The following is a 16,825-nucleotide window of genomic DNA, read 5'->3' as shown; positions in this document are numbered from 1 at the left end:
ATAATGCAGACCGTTTTAGCAAAAATCGTGGCCGACAAAGCGATTTGGGTAGAAGCCCGCAAACAACAACAACCGTTAGCCAGCTTTCAAAATGACGTCGTACCGACACAGCGCAATTTTTACGATGCCCTTGCCGGTACCCGCACCGCGTTTATTCTTGAGTGCAAAAAGGCCTCGCCGTCAAAAGGTTTGATTCGCGAAGATTTTGACCCGGCGACCATCGCCGGGGTCTACAAGCACTATGCATCGGCTATTTCGGTGCTGTGCGATGAGAAATATTTCCAGGGCAGCTTCGATTTTCTGCCGATTGTCAGCAAGGTCGCGCCGCAGCCGATTCTGTGTAAGGACTTCACCATTGATCCTTACCAGATTTACCTGGCGCGCTATTACCAGGCCGACGCCTGCCTGCTGATGCTTTCGGTGCTTGATGATGAACAATACCGCCAGCTCGCCGCCGTCGCGCACAGCCTGAATATGGGCGTGTTGACCGAAGTCAGTAATGAAGAAGAGCTGGAACGCGCTATTGCGCTGAAGGCCAAAGTAGTCGGTATCAACAACCGTGACCTGCGCGATATGTCGATTGACCTCAACCGTACCCGCACGCTGGCGCCGCGACTCGGCCATGACGTCACGGTGATCAGCGAATCCGGCATTCATACTTATGCCGAGGTGCGTGAACTGAGCCACTTTGCCAATGGCTTCCTGATTGGCTCAGCGCTGATGGAACATGACGATCTGAACGCCGCGGTAAAACGCGTACTGCTTGGTGAGAATAAGGTCTGCGGCCTGACCCGTCCGCAGGATGCCCAGGTCGCGTATGAATCCGGTGCCGTATACGGCGGACTGATTTTCGTCCCCACCTCTCCGCGAGCGGTAAATGAAACCCAAGCGAAAGCGGTCATTGATAGTGCCCCCTTGAGCTACGTCGGCGTATTTCGCAATGCTCCGGTGGCAGAAGTTGCCGCCCGCGTTGAAAGCCTGAACTTAGCCGCCGTCCAGTTGCACGGTGGTGAAGACCAGAGCTATATCGATGCCCTGCGCGCGTCCCTGCCGGGTAAGGTGCAAATCTGGAAAGCCCTCAGCGTTGGCGAAACGCTGCCGCAACGCAATCTGAACCATGTCGATAAATACGTTTTTGATAACGGCCAGGGCGGTACCGGCCAGCGTTTCGACTGGTCTTTGCTGCAAGGTCAGGACCTGCGTAACGTACTGTTAGCAGGCGGCCTCGGCGCCGATAACTGTGTGGAAGCCGCCAAAAGCGGTTGTGCCGGACTCGATTTTAATTCAGGTGTAGAGACGCAGCCGGGTATTAAAGATGCCAGCAAACTGGCCTCGGTGTTTCAAACGCTGCGCGCATATTAAGGAGCAACAATGAGTACTTTACTGAACCCCTATTTTGGTGAATTCGGCGGGATGTACGTTCCGCAGATCCTGATGCCCGCCCTGCGCCAGCTTGAAGAAGCGTTCGTTAGCGCGCAGAAAGACCCGGCATTTCAGGCCGAATTTACCGACCTGCTGAAAAACTACGCTGGCCGCCCAACCGCGCTGACCAAATGCCGCAACCTCACCGAAGGTACCCGCACTACGCTGTATCTGAAGCGTGAAGACCTGCTGCACGGCGGCGCGCATAAAACCAACCAGGTGCTCGGCCAGGCGCTGCTGGCGAAACGGATGGGCAAAACGGAAATTATTGCTGAAACCGGTGCCGGTCAGCACGGCGTAGCCTCTGCCCTCGCCAGCGCCCTGCTCGGTCTCAAATGCCGCATTTATATGGGCGCAAAAGATATCGAACGCCAGTCGCCGAACGTCTTCCGTATGCGCCTGATGGGTGCAGAAGTGATCCCGGTACATAGCGGCTCCTCAACGCTGAAAGATGCCTGTAACGAAGCCCTGCGTGACTGGTCCGGCAGCTATGAAAAAGCCCACTATATGCTCGGCACCGCCGCTGGCCCGCACCCGTTCCCGACCATCGTGCGCGAATTCCAGCGCATGATTGGCGAAGAGACCAAAGTACAAATTCTTGAGAAAGAAGGTCGCCTGCCGGATGCGGTTATCGCCTGCGTCGGCGGCGGTTCTAACGCTATCGGTATGTTTGCTGATTTTATCGACGAAACCACTGTTGGCCTGATTGGCGTGGAACCGGCGGGTCACGGGATCGAATCCGGCGAACACGGCGCACCGCTGAAGCACGGGCGCGTTGGTATCTACTTCGGTATGAAATCGCCGATGATGCAGACCGAGGACGGGCAAATTGAGGAGTCCTACTCCATTTCCGCTGGACTGGACTTCCCGTCAGTTGGCCCGCAGCACGCTTATCTGAACAGCATTGGTCGCGCCGACTACGTATCAATTACCGATGATGAGGCGCTGGATGCCTTTAAAGCACTTTCCCGTCATGAAGGGATTATTCCGGCGCTGGAGTCGTCCCACGCCCTGGCGCACGCGCTGAAAATGATGCGTGAGAACCCGGAAAAAGAGCAGCTGCTGGTGGTTAACCTCTCCGGTCGCGGCGATAAAGACATCTTCACCGTACACGATATTCTGAAAGCGCGAGGGGAAATCTGATGGAACGTTACGAGACGCTGTTTGCACAACTGAAAGCTCGCCAGGAAGGCGCATTTGTTCCCTTCGTGACGCTCGGCGACCCTAACCCGGAACAATCGCTGAAAATCATTGATACGCTGATTGAAGCGGGTGCCGATGCGCTGGAGCTGGGTATCCCATTCTCCGACCCGCTGGCGGACGGCCCAACCATTCAGGGCGCGGCCCTGCGCGCATTTGCCGCAGGCGTCACCCCCGCGCAATGCTTTGAAATGCTGGCGGCAATTCGTCAAAAGCACCCGACCATCCCGATCGGCCTGCTGATGTACGCCAACCTGGTGTTCAGCCCTGGCATTGATGAATTTTATGCCGCATGCGAGCGCGCGGGCGTTGATTCAGTGCTGGTAGCCGATGTACCGGTCGAAGAGTCGGCACCGTTCCGCCAGGCCGCATTGCGCCATAATATCGCGCCAATTTTCATCTGCCCGCCAAATGCCGATGACGACCTGCTGCGCCAGATTGCTTCCTACGGTCGCGGCTATACCTATCTGCTGTCTCGTGCAGGCGTGACCGGCGCAGAAAATCGCGCCGCGCTGCCGCTGCACCATCTGATTGAGAAGCTGGCCGAGTACAATGCCGCGCCGCCGCTGCAGGGCTTTGGTATCTCTGCGCCGGAGCAGGTCACTGCCGCGATTGATGCCGGCGCTGCCGGGGCGATTTCCGGTTCTGCGATCGTCAAAATCATTGAGCGCAACGTTAACGACCCGCAGGCTATGCTGTCTGAACTGAAGACCTTTGTGCAGAGCCTCAAAGCCGCCACCAAAGCGGCCTAAGCACGCCTACCGCCCGGCACTGCGCCGGGCGGTTATTTCTGCTGTAAGCTGTCCGCGTACTTGCGCGTCAGACGAAACAGCGCCATCACATCCTCTTGCGCCCATCCCGCCAGCACTTGATTCATCAGCCGCGTTCTTGCAACCGAGATACGTTCGATCATTGCCTGACCCGCTTCGCTAAGTGTGACTTCGCTAATCCGCCGGTCTTTGGCGTTGGGCTGCTTTCGCGCCAACCCCTGCGCTTCCAGTTTCTTCACCTGCCGACTGACGGTGGTGTAATCTCGCCCGAGACTATCCGCCAGTTCCACGACCCCCACCGGCCCCCTGCGCCCTACCGCTACCAGCAGTGGGAAGAGGGCCTGATCAAGCTGAACTTCAGCAGCCTGCAGTATCTGCTCATCGCGCACTGGCTGGTTCATCACGCTGATGATGTCGAGCAGCGCACCGTGAAACTCGCTGATGTCGTAATTATTATGTGCATATTGCATATATTATTTAACCAGGTATAGTGCCATTAACTGATATGTGCATTTTACACATAATTATCCCAGGAGAGAATACTATGAAAGCAGCCGTCGTTTTTGACCTGCAACAAGGCCCGATTTGGGCCGATTTTAGCGACCCGCAGCCTACTGAATATGAGACACGGGTCAAAGTGCACGCCTGCGCTATCAGCCATGTCGTGAAAAGCCGGGCCTCCGGCAAACATTACAGTTTTGATGGCCGCCTGCCTTTCGGCGTCGGGATTGATGGCACCGGAACATTGCCTGACGGTCAGCGAGTTTATTTCGCCTTCCCCACCGCCCCGTGGGGCAGTATGGCACAGTGGGCACCGGTCGCGCTAAACCACTGCCTGCCGCTGCCGGATGATCTGGACGACGTTACCGCCGCCGCAATGGCTAATCCAGGCATGTCCGCATGGGCGGCGCTGGTCAAGCGCGCTGGTCTCAAGGCCGGAGAAACGGTGCTTATCAACGGTGCGACCGGTAGCGCCGGACAGCTGGCGGTACAAGTCGCCCGCTTTCTGGGGGCCAAAAAGGTGATTGCCACCGGGCGCAACGCGTTAAAGCTCGCCTCCCTCGGAGCCGATACAATAGTCAACTTAAGCGAAGATGATGCTACCGTGCGGTCACAGTTTGCGCACCTGGCAGCGCAGCAGATTGATGTCGTCGTCGATTACCTGTGGGGTCACAGTGCTGAACTATTGCTCCCGGCGCTGGCAAAGCATAGTCCAGGGAAGGCGCCGGTACGCTTTGTTCAGGTCGGTTCACTCGCCGCTGCCGATATCACGCTCAGCGGCGCAGTATTACGCTCTGCACCGTTGCAACTGATGGGCAGCGGGATTGGTAGCCTGTCCATGCCACAACTGCTGGCGGCGACCGGGGAAATGCTGCAGGCCGCCGTCGCAGGCGGATTTACCATCGCCACTACTGTGCAGCCGCTTCGTGACATTGCTACGGCCTGGCCACAGGATAACAGCCAGAAACGCACCGTTTTTATCGTCGACTAAAAAAAATCGCTTCCACACAAAAGTTGGGGTTGATATCTTAAATGAGAAATATTATCTTTCTCATTACCGAATAGTTGAGTAAACAACTCAGGTATTCGGTACGACATTGCTCACATTGCTTCCAGTATTTTTGCCCGCACTTGTGCGGGCTTTTTTTTATGATAGCTGACACAGCTTGCACACCCGTTGTCTTAACCAGCAATGGGAGAGACAATCCCTTCGTTAATCAATAAAATCTATTTTAACCCATTCTGCGACTGACACTAACTCCACGGAGCAACTGATGAACGATGAAGTACCACTGAAATATTATGACATTGCCGATGAGTATTCGACCGAATCCGCAGAGCCGGTGAGCGAGTCAGAACGTGAACCATTAGCTCGCTATTTTCAATTGTTGATCACTCGCTTGATGAACAACGAAGAAATCAGTGAGGAAGCACAGGGAGAAATGGCCATTCAAGCGGGGATCAATGAGCAGCGTATTGATGATATCGCGAACTTCCTCAATAAATGGGGCAATGAGTAGATCTTGTTAAAACAACATACGCCAGCCAATGCATCCTTTCCCGGTGAGCCACCATCAAGCCAAACCGTTCGCTGTATGATTGTTACAGAATAAAAAAGTAAGAGCTGGTCATACAGCGACCAGCTTTGCCGAAACTTTAGAAACGATAGCCCGCGGAGAACATAAACACCCACGGATCCAGGCGCACGCTGTCGTGCTGCCGAGCCTCGCCCAGTTTATAGCTCGCGGTGGTGTCGATATCCATGTACCACACCGACATGTTAATTAGCCAGTCACGGTTGATCAGGTAATCCATACCGACCTGACCCGCAGCACCCCAGGAATCTTTCAGGCTCAGATCGGAAATCCCCTGATTTTTACCATTGTCGTTCACACCTTCGTCAAAGAAGGTGGTGTAGTTAATACCCACACCAACATATGGACGCAGCTTGCTGCTGGAGTCGCCAAAGTACCACTGCGCCATTAACGTCGGGGGTAAATGATGAACGGTAGCAATATTGCCGGTTGCTGCGGTCCCGACTTTATGGCGGAACGGCGTCGCAGCCAGCAGTTCAACACCGATATTATCCGTTGCCATATAGGTGAACGTCAGGCCCAGCTGTGTATTGTTGCTAACGTTAAAGCCTCCCAGACTGCCTAACGTACCGCCCGCCCCTTCTGTTGGCCTTACCGTTGCCGAACCTGCACGAATAAAAAATTCACCCGCTTCATGCGCCCAGACGCTGCCGCTGGTGAGAGTGCTCAGAATAACAAACGCCGCTGCTAACTTTTTCATACCCACTTCCTCATTATGGTTATTCAGCGCAAGAATATACCTACAATGAAGTATGTTTGATCCAACATAGATCACATTAAACAGGCAAATTTAACATTTATTGATCCAGATTAATTTTCACTTTTTCAATGCAATCAGTGATAAGCGCGCAACATCAAAATCCTGCTTTTGCGCTACTCAAGGCAGCGCATCGCTGGTTTCCTCTTCTATTTACAAAGATATACTTAGCGCGCAGGAGCAGAGACTGCTACCCAGCCGCGATTTGCGGTACAATCGCCCGCTAGTTAACACCTGCAATACTCAAGGAGAATGCATGTCTATCACGGCGAAGTCCGTCTACCGTGACACCGGAAACTTTTTCCGCAATCAGTTCGTTACTATCCTGCTGATTGCGCTGCTATGCGCGTTCATAACGGTAGTACTTGGCCATGCCTTTTCACCCAGTGAAGAGCAGTTATCGATCTTGAGCCAGGGCGATAGCCTGGCGGGTAGCGGTGGGCTGTTCGAGCTGGTCCAGAGCATGACGCCGGAGCAACAGCAGATCCTGCTGCGCGCTTCCGCCGCCTCCACGTTCTCCGGTCTGGTGGGTAATGCCATTCTTGCTGGCGGCGTTCTGCTGATGATTCAGATGATCTCCGCCGGTCAGCGCGTCAGCGCTCTACGGGCGATCGGCGCTTCCGCACCGGTATTGCCAAAGCTGCTGCTGCTGATCCTGCTGACGACCTTTGTGGTCCAGATGGGGATGATGCTGGTGGTGGTGCCGGGCGTCCTGCTGGCTATCGTGCTCTCTTTCGCGCCGGTAATGCTGGTGCAGGATAAAATCGGTATCTTCAGCGCCATGCGTAGCAGTATGCGCCTGGCGTGGGCCAATGTACGCCTGGTGGCTCCGGCTATCATCGGCTGGCTGCTGGCGAAAACCCTGCTGCTGCTGTTTGCCTCCAGCTTCGCGGTACTGACGCCAAACGTTGGCGCTGTGGTAATAAATACTCTCAGCAATCTGATCTCCGCATTGTTGCTGATCTATTTATTCCGCTTGTATATGCTTATTCGCAACTAACTTAATCCGGGCCGGATCCTCCCGGCCCTTCCTGAACAACGGAATCGATGTATGAAGCAGTTTTTGGATTTTTTACCGCTGGTAGTCTTCTTCGCATTCTACAAGCTTTACGATATCTACGCCGCGACGACCGCGCTGATTATCGCCACGGCCATTGTGCTGATCTACAGCTGGGTGCGCTATCGCAAAGTCGAGAAAATGGCGCTGATTACTTTTGTACTGGTCGCCGTATTCGGCGGACTGACCATCTTCTTCCATAACGACGAGTTTATTAAATGGAAGGTGACGGTTATCTACGTTCTGTTCGCCAGCGCGCTGCTGTTTAGCCAGTGGGTGATGAAAAAGCCGCTGATCCAGCGCATGCTGGGTAAAGAGCTGACGCTGCCGCAGCAAGTGTGGTCGCGCCTGAATCTGGCCTGGGCGGTGTTCTTCATCCTGTGCGGGTTGGCGAATATCTACATCGCTTTCTGGCTACCGCAGAATATTTGGGTCAACTTCAAAGTCTTCGGCCTGACGGCTCTGACGCTGGTGTTCACCCTGCTAAGTGGCGTTTACATCTATCGCCATATGCCGCAGGACGACAATCACTAAGTTCGCTTCGGCACGCATAATTCTCTGCGTGCCGCCCTTCTTTTCCCTTACCATTCAATTTATTCCCCCTTCAGACAACTAATTAAATTTCAGGTTTGTCGACACTAAACCGGTTTAACTCATTATTCTGAGTCCCTCCGACAGCATTTCCCATTGAGACTGATTTCTAACCGTCGAAAACGTTTCTTCATTATCCTTGCCATAAGTTGGAAAGTTGCGGCAATTGTGAGGATTTCATGGAGATTCCCTCCCTACAATTGTAATGATAATAATTATCATTGATATTCTCGATCTCAATTTTTCATGATTTGATATGGATATTCATAATGAGACCGCAGAAAAATCACATAGCAACGCCTCTTGCCCTGGCCATCGCAGGCTTACTTAGCCCGGGTGTTTTCGCCGAAGAGGTAGAGCAGGATACCGAAACGATGGTCGTTCGGGGAACCGCTGAAGAAGCGCTCAAACAGCAGCCGGGCGTTTCGATCATCACCGCAGAAGATATCGCTAAAGATCCGCCGGTTAACGATCTGTCAGAAATCATTCGTAAAATGCCCGGTGTCAATCTGACCGGCAACAGCGCCAGCGGCAGTCGCGGCAACAACCGACAGATTGATATTCGCGGCATGGGGCCGGAAAACACGCTGATTCTTATCGATGGCGTGCCCGTCAGTTCAAGAAACTCGGTACGTTATAGCTGGCGCGGCGAGCGCGATACCCGCGGCGACAGCAACTGGGTTCCGCCGGAAATGGTCGAGCGTATCGAGGTTCTGCGCGGCCCTGCTGCGGCGCGCTACGGCTCCGGCGCCGCGGGCGGCGTGGTGAATATTATTACTAAACGCCCGACTAACGACTGGCACGGCTCGCTTTCGCTCTATACCAATCAGCCGGAAAATAATAAAGAAGGCTCCACCAACCGGGCTAACTTTAACCTTAACGGACCACTGGCCGGCGATGCCCTGACGATGCGTCTGTACGGCAACATAAACAAAACGGAGCCCGATGCCTGGGATATCAACCATGCGCAAAATGGCTCTTATGCCGCAGGCCGCGAAGGCGTTCGCAACAAAGATATTAACGCCCTGCTGTCATGGAAAGTGACGCCGCAGCAGATTGTCGATTTCAGCTACGCCTATAGCCGCCAGGGCAATATTTATGCCGGAGATACTCAGTACAGCAACGGCAACGTCAGTCCAAACGGGCTGGTGGATTCGCTTTACGGCCAGGAAACAAACCGGATGTATCGTCAGACCTGGGGCCTGACCTATAACGGCATCTGGGACTGGGGCCAGTCGAAAGCGGGCGTCTACTACGAAAAAACCAACAACACCCGCCTGAAGGAAGGTTCCACCGGCCGCGTAGAAGGGATGATCAACAGCGATGAATATGCCACCAGCCGACTGGAATCATGGCGATCAACCGGCGAGTTGAATATTCCTTTCAACTGGTTGGCTGAACAGACCCTCACGTTGGGTATGGAGTGGAATCGCGATGAACTGAATGACCCAGCGTCGATGCTGGCTACCAGCACGGGCGAAGATATTACTAACGGCATTTCCGGAGATCCTTCGCAACGTAGCACCAAAAATAGCGCCACCCTGACCGGTATCTATCTCGAAGACAATATTGAAGCGACGCCGGGCACCAATATTATTCCCGGTCTGCGCTTTGACTATCACAACGATTTCGGCAGTAACTGGAGCCCGAGCCTGAACCTGTCACAGGATCTGGGCGATATGTTTAAGGTCAAAGCGGGTATTGCCCGAGTGTTCAAAGCACCGAACCTGTACCAGTCTAGTGAAGGTTATCTACTGGCAACTAACGGTAACGGCTGCCCAAATACCGTCTCCAACGGCAAGTGCTATCTGTTGGGTAATCCGGATCTTGACCCGGAAATCAGCATCAACAAAGAGATCGGCCTTGAATTTAACTTAAATGGCTACAACGCCGGTATCACCTGGTTCCGTAACGATTACAAAAACAAAATCGTCTCCGGTACCGACGTACTGGGCTATACCTCCGGTGGCTATAATATTCTGCAGTGGCAAAACGGCGGTAAAGCGGTCGTTGAAGGTCTCGAAGGTACCTTGCTGGTTCCGGTGATTGCCGATACGCTGAACTGGCGCACCAACGCCACCTATATGATCAAATCGGAAAACAAAGATACCGGCAACCCGCTATCCGTCATTCCGAAATATACCATCAACACCATGCTCGACTGGCAGATTAACAGCAAGCTTTCGGCGAACGTCAACTGGACGATGTACGGTAGGCAGAAACCGCGCGAATACGCTGAAATTCGTAACGAGATTGGTGTACTGGCCACCAACGAAGTCGGTTCCTATTCTGTCGTCGGAATTGGCGGTAACTATCAGCTGATGAAAGATTTACGCCTGAATGCCGGGATCAGCAACCTGTTCGATAAGCAGCTTTATCGCGAAAACTCAGGCGCGTCGACCTACAACGAACCGGGTCGCGCGTACTACGCTGGCGTCACGCTCTCCTTCTAAACCTCTACGCCCGCATTAGCGGGCGTCTCCCCCTATTCTCTCCACGCCCTTTTCATAGTAGCATCGCGCCTGATCATCTTTGACGAGTACAGAGTACCGAATGACAACAACAGATCTCGCGCCGAAGGGCGAATTGGTTTTACGCACCCTGGCGATGCCAGCGGACACCAACGCCAACGGCGATATTTTTGGCGGCTGGTTGATGTCGCAAATGGATATCGGCGGCGCCATTATGGCGAAAGAAATTGCCCATGGTCGCGTGGTGACCGTGCGCGTCGACGGCATGACCTTTTTACGTCCGGTCGCGGTCGGCGATGTGGTGTGTTGCTACGCTGACTGCGTGAAGCGCGGCAATACCTCGGTGACCATCAATATGGAAGTATGGGTAAAGAAAGTGTCGTCTGAGCCAATCGGCCAACGCTACAAGGCAACCGAAGCGCTGTTTATCTACGTTGCGGTGGATAACCAAGGTAAGCCGCGCGCGCTACCTGCCCAATAATGCAGATAGCCCGGCAACCTTGCCGGGCTATCTGATTACAGGAAACCAAGTAAAGAAAAGAAGAAGTAGCCGATCACGATGGTAATCACCGGCAGCACGTAGAGCGGGAAGTACTGCACCAGAATCGTATGACGCGGCACCACGACACGTTCGGCGATCTGCTCGCGCGTCAGCCCTTCCGCCCCCCTGGCCTGCTCAAGAATCAGCTGATCCTCAACCCCCTCACGCAGAAACTTCGCCTGACGGCTCATCCGCGCGCCGGATGCCTGCAGCGCCATCCCGACAAAGATCAGGATATAGATAATCCAGAAGCCGATATTCATGCCGTGCTTAAAGTCCGGGAGCGGCGAGTTGTACCAAAAGAAATTCAGGAACGGCGTATTGAAGCGCATCATCTCGATCATTACGTGCGCAAAATCCATCATCACCGCATCAATCCCCGGCTTTTTCTCGCTGTGCTCGTACATAAACTTCAGCACCGAAATCAGCGTCGAGATAACTGCCGGAATAAACACCACCCACCCCAAAATACGTTTAAATACTGCAATGCGTCCAGCTTGTTGATACGTCATGGGTTCCCCTTGTTAAGACGCTCTAGCCACTCTAAGAACCTATCTCAGGCTATTTCACTTGCCACTTTGGACCAGGGCAGTGCTCACAAAGATTTATCTTTGAACGCCCTTCAGGGCGGCCCGAAGGGTGAGCGAAGCAAATCAAATCCTCACGTACTTCATGTACGCTCCGGTTTCTGCGCGCTGTCCGTGTCCAAATTGGCTACGCCAATAACGCCTGGTGGTATACGCTCTAAGTCTACCTTCGTCGGCGAATTTCGCCCAATAATGCGCGGTATGATATACCATGAGTGCCAATTCGTTATCTACTTACGCTACAGGAGAGGGACTTATGTCGGCCAGGCGACAGATTCATGCCGCAATTTTTGATATGGATGGATTACTGATTGATTCCGAACCGCTATGGGATAAGGCAGAGCTGGAGGTGATTGCAAGTCTCGGAGTGGATATTAGCCGCCGCAGTGAAATGCCCGATATTCTGGGGCTGCGCATCGATTTAGTCGTCGACCTGTGGTTTGCTCAACAGCCGTGGACAGGCCCGGATCGCGCCGAAGTCACCGCGCGAATTATCAACCGTGCTATCCAACTGGTTGAAGAAGCGCGTCCACTTCTGCCCGGCGCGCGGGAAGCGGTGGCAATGTGTAAAGCTCAGGGACTGAAAATCGGCCTTGCCTCAGCATCGCCGCTACGGATGCTGGAAAAAGTCCTCACCATGTTTGAGCTGCGCGACCAGTTTGACGCCCTCTCGTCTGCCGAATTGCTGCCATTCAGCAAACCGCACCCGCAGGTTTATCTGAACTGCGCGGAAAAACTTGGCGTCAGCCCGCTGAACTGCGTGGCGCTGGAAGATTCTGTCAACGGCATGATTGCCAGCAAAGCGGCGCGAATGCGCTCTATTGTCGTGCCTGAAGAAGAAAATAGCCGCGATCCTCGCTTTGTGCTGGCCGATGTGAAGATGACGAGCCTGAAATCCCTCACCCTGACCGACCTGCTCGGTTAAGCCATCCAGTGATAATGGGATAGTATCCCTATCCCATTATCATAAAATTAAAACACCGTTTCATTTTTAATTGTTTTTTCTTCCTCCGCCCTCTATGCTTGTCCTTAATGGCGTTATTTAACGCATGAAATCAGCATACAGAGGTGCATATGGTACTGAACGCCTTTGACCTTACGGGTAAGGTCGCTATCGTAACGGGTTGTGATACCGGGCTCGGCCAGGGCATGACGCTGGGCCTTGCGCAAGCCGGGTGCGATATCGTCGGGGTAAATCGTAGAATTCCCCATGAAACGGCGGAAAAGGTTCAGGCGTTGGGCCGACGCTTTACCGCTATCCAGGCCGATTTGAGCCACCAGGATGAGATTGACTCGATAGTCACTCAGGCCGTTGCTGCGATGGGCAGAGTCGATATTCTGGTCAACAACGCCGGCACTATCCGCCGCACCGATGCGCTCGATTTTTCAGAAAAAGACTGGGATGACGTCCTGAATCTGAATCTGAAATCGGTCTTTTTTCTTTCGCAAGCGGTCGCCCGGCAGTTTATTCGGCAAGGCGATGGCGGAAAAATCATTAACATCGCCTCAATGCTCTCTTTTCAGGGAGGCATTAGAGTGCCTTCATATACCGCCTCAAAAAGCGGCGTTCTCGGCATTACTCGCCTGATGGCTAATGAATGGGCGGGACATCGCATCAACGTTAACGCCATCGCGCCGGGATATATGGCGACCAACAACACTCAGCAATTACGTGACGATGCCGAGCGCAGTAAAGAGATCCTCGACCGCATTCCTGCCGGTCGCTGGGGCGTTCCGGATGACCTGCAAGGGCCGGTGGTATTCCTCGCCTCTAAGGCCGCAGATTACGTCAGTGGCTATACTCTGGCGGTTGACGGCGGCTGGTTGTCGCGTTAGGGATTTTGTGACATAGAGTTACACCGTCACCTCTTCCGCACACTGTATAAAAACCCTATACTGTATGAATTGACAGTTTAGGGTTTCTTATCATGACGGCGGAAGGTCACCTTCTCTTTTCTATCGCCTGTGCGGTATTTGCGAAAAACGCGGAATTAACCCCCGTGCTGGCCCAGGGGGACTGGTGGCATATTGTCCCTTCCGCAATTTTGACCTGCCTGCTGCCCGACATCGATCACCCTAAATCATTTCTCGGGCAGCGATTAAGCTGGATATCAAAACCGATAGCGCGCGCCTTCGGCCACCGAGGCTTCACTCATAGTCTGCTGGTGGTTTTTGGCGCGATGGCGGTTTTCTCGCTGAAAGTCCCTGAGAGCTGGATAGTCCCGGCGGATGCGGTTCAGGGGCTAGTGCTCGGTTATCTCAGCCATATCCTTGCCGACATGCTGACTCCTGCGGGAGTGCCTCTACTTTGGCCCTGCCGCTGGCGTTTTCGCTTACCTATCCTCGCTCCGCGTAAAGGCAACCAGTTGGAGCGCGCGCTGTGTATGGCGCTCTTCATCTATGCGGTGTGGATGCCGCAGACTTTTGCCGATAATAGCGCCGTGCGCTGGTCATCGAGCATGATTAACACGCTGCAAACCACCTTTAATCGATTTATTAGTCACCAGGCAGGACAATAAACAAGCGAATTATCCATTTAGTTATAATCAATTCCATTTGAATATAAGTAACGAATAACGCCTTCTGCTACCCTTGCCGTCATAAGAGTTGGTTATTGACCAACCCGGTAAAAAAGATATCAGGAGAACGGGGATGAATTTTCCATTAATAGCGAACGTTATCGTGTTCGCGGTTTTGCTGTTGGCGCTGGCTCAAACCCGCCACAAACAGTGGAGCCTCGCTAAAAAAGTACTGGTCGGTCTGGTTATCGGCGTTATTTTCGGCCTGGCGCTGCAATTTATCTATGGTTCCGACAGCCAGGTACTGAAGGATTCTATCCAGTGGTTCAATATCGTCGGTAACGGCTATGTTCAGCTACTGCAAATGATCGTTATGCCGCTGGTCTTCGCCTCTATCCTGAGCGCGGTCGCCCGCCTGCATAACGCTTCACAGCTGGGTAAAATCAGCTTTTTGAGCATTGGTACTCTGCTTTTCACCACGCTGATTGCAGCACTGGTCGGTGTTCTGGTCACCAATCTGTTTGGCCTGACCGCTGAAGGGCTGGTGCAAGGCAGTGCGGAAACCGCTCGTCTTAACGCCATTCAGAGCAACTATGCCGGTAAAGTGGCGGACCTGAGCGTCCCGCAGCTGATCCTCTCTTTCGTGCCGAAGAACCCGTTTGCCGATCTGACAGGCGCGAACCCAACGTCGATTATCAGCGTGGTTATCTTTGCGGCCTTCCTGGGCGTCGCAGCGCTGAAGTTGCTTAAAGATGACGTTGCCAAAGGCCAGCGCGTGCTCACCGCCATCGACACGCTGCAAAGCTGGGTTATGAAGTTAGTGCGTCTGGTGATGCAGTTAACGCCGTATGGCGTGCTGGCGCTGATGACCAAAGTGGTTGCTGGCTCTAACTTGCAGGACATCATCAAGCTCGGCAGCTTCGTTATCGCCTCTTACCTTGGTCTGGGTATTATGTTCGTGGTGCACGGCCTGCTGCTGGCAGTGAACGGCGTGAGCCCGCTGAAATACTTCCGCAAAGTGTGGCCAGTGCTGACCTTCGCCTTTACCAGTCGTTCCAGCGCTGCGTCTATTCCGTTGAACGTCGAAGCGCAAACCCGCCGACTGGGGGTACCGGAATCTATCGCCAGCTTCTCAGCATCATTCGGCGCGACCATTGGTCAGAACGGTTGTGCGGGTCTTTACCCGGCAATGTTGGCAGTCATGGTCGCTCCGACCGTCGGTATCAACCCGTTCGATCCGCTATGGATTGCCACCCTGGTGGGCATTGTCACCGTCAGTTCAGCAGGCGTTGCGGGTGTTGGCGGCGGCGCAACCTTTGCCGCGCTGATCGTCCTACCGGCAATGGGCCTGCCGGTGACGCTGGTGGCGCTGTTAATTTCAGTTGAACCACTGATTGATATGGGTCGTACCGCGCTGAACGTCAGCGGTTCAATGACCGCCGGTACCCTGACCAGCCAGTGGCTGCGTCAAACCGACAAAACCATTCTTGATAGCGAAGAGGATGCCGAACTGGCCCACCGCTAATCTGAGAGGGCCATAAAGCCTTCAGAGATAAAAAAACCGCTGATGACCTCAGCGGTTTTTTTGTTTTAGCGCGCGCCCTCAAGCATCTATCTCGCCTTCCTGCCTCATCTGCTCCGCCCAACGTTGCGCCGCTTCCGGCACGTTAAACGGCGGTGAGCGGCGAAAATGTTCGTTCACCAGCACAAAGGCGACGTACTTATTGCGCAGCACCCAGACATCGCGATAACCGTCCATTTTGACGGCGTGTTCCGGCGGCGCTGGCTCCACTCGAGGCACGTAGCTAATGACCTGACGATTTTGTTGGCGATGTGGCTTCATCACAAATAGATTCACTAAACAAAGCGGGAAACAGAAACCCCTATCATAGCTGAAAGCCCCCCCTTTCGTCGCCCCTTGTATGTGCGTTTGGTTATCAGTGTACGGAATTAGCCTGGCCGAGCGAGAAGGGATAAAGAGGGGGATCGTTGCAAGAAATATACCCTGAGAAAGCCCGACCAGGTTGAGTCGGGCCCGATTTTTTACACGTCGCGATAGGTTCCGAGTCGATAGCCGCGTTCGGCTATCGCGTACTTCAGCGAATCAGATGTCAGCACATCCAGTTCGGTCAGACGCGGGTAACAATAAGCGCTGCCCATAATGGTGTTATCGACAAAAGCCGGGTGGCACATCACTTCCAGCGACTTTTCATCACGCTGGATGGATGCTTCCAGAGTTTGCAGAAACAGCCCTTCACAAACGGCTTCACCATAGAATTCACTGGCAAATCCCTCGCTGCTGCGCGCCGCATCCTGCTCCAGCCCGGAAAGGGTCGCCAGCTGGCGATCGATACGCATCGCCACGCCCTTCTCACGTGCAAACGCCGCCACAATGGGGTAGATCTGCGCAATCATATGCACGTGGTGATGGCTATCAATATGCGTCGGCTCATAGCCAAACAGCTCAACAAACCGGCGATACTGGCACTCCAGCTCGTGCGCGATTTCATCCAGCGGCAGGCTATCCTCTTCCGCCATCTGCCAAATCCACTTACCCAGACGCCCTTCGCGGGTTAAGCCCGGCATCGCCGACAACGGTTCGCCCAACGTCAGGACAAAGTGCATTCCGACCGCCAGCTCCGGTACACCGCGGCTGAGTTGGGCGGCGTGGCTAATCGCCGCGCCGTTGACCAGTGCCGTCGTGGAGGTTACCAGACCATTTTTGCAAGCTTCGACAATACCGTAGTTTTGCCCCTTGCTGAGGCCAAAATCATCTGCATTGACGATTAACACGCGTTCCATGAGCCGCTCCCT

18 protein-coding genes are annotated in these 16,825 nt (G+C 53.9%); 13 read left to right on the top strand and 5 right to left on the bottom strand.

Annotation, left to right across the window (positions count from 1 at the left end):
- The first annotated feature begins 3 nt into the window (after positions 1-3).
- Genes trpCF through trpA form a run of 3 tightly spaced genes read left to right on the top strand, consistent with a single transcriptional unit; the run spans position 4 to position 3,374 of the window.
- Entirely contained in the window at positions 4-1,362 is a 1,359-nt protein-coding gene (gene trpCF, locus QVF11_RS27535; RefSeq protein WP_287860942.1) for a bifunctional indole-3-glycerol-phosphate synthase TrpC/phosphoribosylanthranilate isomerase TrpF, read from the top strand.
- A gap of 9 nt (positions 1,363-1,371) precedes the next feature.
- Positions 1,372-2,565 (top strand): tryptophan synthase subunit beta, encoded by a 1,194-nt coding sequence (gene trpB / locus QVF11_RS27530; RefSeq protein ID WP_287860940.1) that lies wholly within the window; start codon positions 1,372-1,374, stop codon positions 2,563-2,565.
- Complete coding sequence (gene trpA, locus QVF11_RS27525) at positions 2,565-3,374, top strand: tryptophan synthase subunit alpha (RefSeq protein WP_112216786.1); 810 nt, start codon at positions 2,565-2,567, stop codon at positions 3,372-3,374. The genes trpB and trpA overlap by 1 nt, the downstream gene beginning before the upstream one ends.
- A gap of 32 nt (positions 3,375-3,406) precedes the next feature.
- Here the strand turns inward: trpA and QVF11_RS27520 are convergent, their stop codons facing one another.
- Positions 3,407-3,862, bottom strand: coding sequence for a MarR family winged helix-turn-helix transcriptional regulator (locus QVF11_RS27520; RefSeq protein WP_142514227.1), 456 nt, complete (start codon positions 3,860-3,862; stop codon positions 3,407-3,409).
- Positions 3,863-3,936: 74 nt separating this feature from the next.
- On the opposite strand from QVF11_RS27520, the gene QVF11_RS27515 reads away from it, so the two are divergent.
- Positions 3,937-4,884, top strand: coding sequence for a quinone oxidoreductase family protein (locus QVF11_RS27515; RefSeq protein ID WP_287860937.1), 948 nt, complete (start codon positions 3,937-3,939; stop codon positions 4,882-4,884).
- Between the two features lie 283 nt (positions 4,885-5,167).
- Entirely contained in the window at positions 5,168-5,413 is a 246-nt protein-coding gene (locus tag QVF11_RS27510; protein ID WP_112216783.1) for a YmjA family protein, read from the top strand.
- Between the two features lie 136 nt (positions 5,414-5,549).
- Here QVF11_RS27510 and ompW read toward each other — a convergent pair whose 3' ends face one another.
- Positions 5,550-6,188, bottom strand: a complete 639-nt coding sequence (gene ompW / locus QVF11_RS27505; RefSeq protein WP_112216782.1) for an outer membrane protein OmpW — start codon at positions 6,186-6,188, stop codon at positions 5,550-5,552.
- Between the two features lie 313 nt (positions 6,189-6,501).
- Here ompW and QVF11_RS27500 point away from each other — a divergent pair, with 313 nt between their 5' ends.
- The 4 genes from QVF11_RS27500 to yciA all read left to right on the top strand — a co-directional run bounded on the left by QVF11_RS27500 (position 6,502) and on the right by yciA (position 10,845).
- Complete coding sequence (locus tag QVF11_RS27500; protein WP_139537954.1) at positions 6,502-7,245, top strand: YciC family protein; 744 nt, start codon at positions 6,502-6,504, stop codon at positions 7,243-7,245.
- Positions 7,246-7,296: 51 nt separating this feature from the next.
- Positions 7,297-7,836 carry a septation protein A gene (locus QVF11_RS27495; protein ID WP_004101360.1) on the top strand — a complete coding sequence of 180 codons (540 nt, stop codon included), beginning with the start codon at positions 7,297-7,299 and terminating at the stop codon, positions 7,834-7,836.
- A 326-nt stretch (positions 7,837-8,162) separates the two neighbouring features.
- Positions 8,163-10,346, top strand: coding sequence for a TonB-dependent siderophore receptor (locus tag QVF11_RS27490; RefSeq protein WP_287860933.1), 2,184 nt, complete (start codon positions 8,163-8,165; stop codon positions 10,344-10,346).
- A 100-nt stretch (positions 10,347-10,446) separates the two neighbouring features.
- Entirely contained in the window at positions 10,447-10,845 is a 399-nt protein-coding gene (gene yciA / locus QVF11_RS27485; RefSeq protein ID WP_181482571.1) for an acyl-CoA thioester hydrolase YciA, read from the top strand.
- A gap of 35 nt (positions 10,846-10,880) precedes the next feature.
- Here the strand turns inward: yciA and QVF11_RS27480 are convergent, their stop codons facing one another.
- Positions 10,881-11,417, bottom strand: a complete 537-nt coding sequence (locus tag QVF11_RS27480) for a YniB family protein (RefSeq protein WP_142514221.1) — start codon at positions 11,415-11,417, stop codon at positions 10,881-10,883.
- A gap of 331 nt (positions 11,418-11,748) precedes the next feature.
- Here QVF11_RS27480 and hxpB point away from each other — a divergent pair, with 331 nt between their 5' ends.
- From hxpB to QVF11_RS27460, 4 genes are all read left to right on the top strand, one after another.
- Positions 11,749-12,417 carry a hexitol phosphatase HxpB gene (gene hxpB, locus QVF11_RS27475; protein WP_287860930.1) on the top strand — a complete coding sequence of 223 codons (669 nt, stop codon included), beginning with the start codon at positions 11,749-11,751 and terminating at the stop codon, positions 12,415-12,417.
- Positions 12,418-12,566: 149 nt separating this feature from the next.
- Positions 12,567-13,328 carry a 2-dehydro-3-deoxy-D-gluconate 5-dehydrogenase KduD gene (gene kduD, locus QVF11_RS27470; protein WP_142514220.1) on the top strand — a complete coding sequence of 254 codons (762 nt, stop codon included), beginning with the start codon at positions 12,567-12,569 and terminating at the stop codon, positions 13,326-13,328.
- A 92-nt stretch (positions 13,329-13,420) separates the two neighbouring features.
- Positions 13,421-14,011, top strand: a complete 591-nt coding sequence (locus QVF11_RS27465; protein WP_287860928.1) for a metal-dependent hydrolase — start codon at positions 13,421-13,423, stop codon at positions 14,009-14,011.
- 133 nt (positions 14,012-14,144) lie between these two features.
- Entirely contained in the window at positions 14,145-15,536 is a 1,392-nt protein-coding gene (locus QVF11_RS27460) for an L-cystine transporter (protein WP_142514219.1), read from the top strand.
- Positions 15,537-15,614: 78 nt separating this feature from the next.
- Here QVF11_RS27460 and cedA read toward each other — a convergent pair whose 3' ends face one another.
- Together cedA and chbG are read right to left on the bottom strand one after the other, a co-directional pair.
- Complete coding sequence (gene cedA / locus QVF11_RS27455) at positions 15,615-15,869, bottom strand: cell division activator CedA (RefSeq protein ID WP_227015945.1); 255 nt, start codon at positions 15,867-15,869, stop codon at positions 15,615-15,617.
- Between the two features lie 185 nt (positions 15,870-16,054).
- A complete protein-coding gene (gene chbG, locus QVF11_RS27450) occupies positions 16,055-16,813 on the bottom strand; it encodes a chitin disaccharide deacetylase (RefSeq protein WP_112216772.1) in 759 nt (252 codons plus the stop codon).
- Between the last annotated feature and the right edge of the window lie 12 nt (positions 16,814-16,825).

The organism is Klebsiella sp. (assembly GCF_027492335.1).
GTDB lineage: Bacteria > Pseudomonadota > Gammaproteobacteria > Enterobacterales > Enterobacteriaceae > Klebsiella > Klebsiella huaxiensis.
Note: the sequence above shows the minus strand (reverse complement) of the source record. Positions and strands in the feature narration are given on the sequence as shown.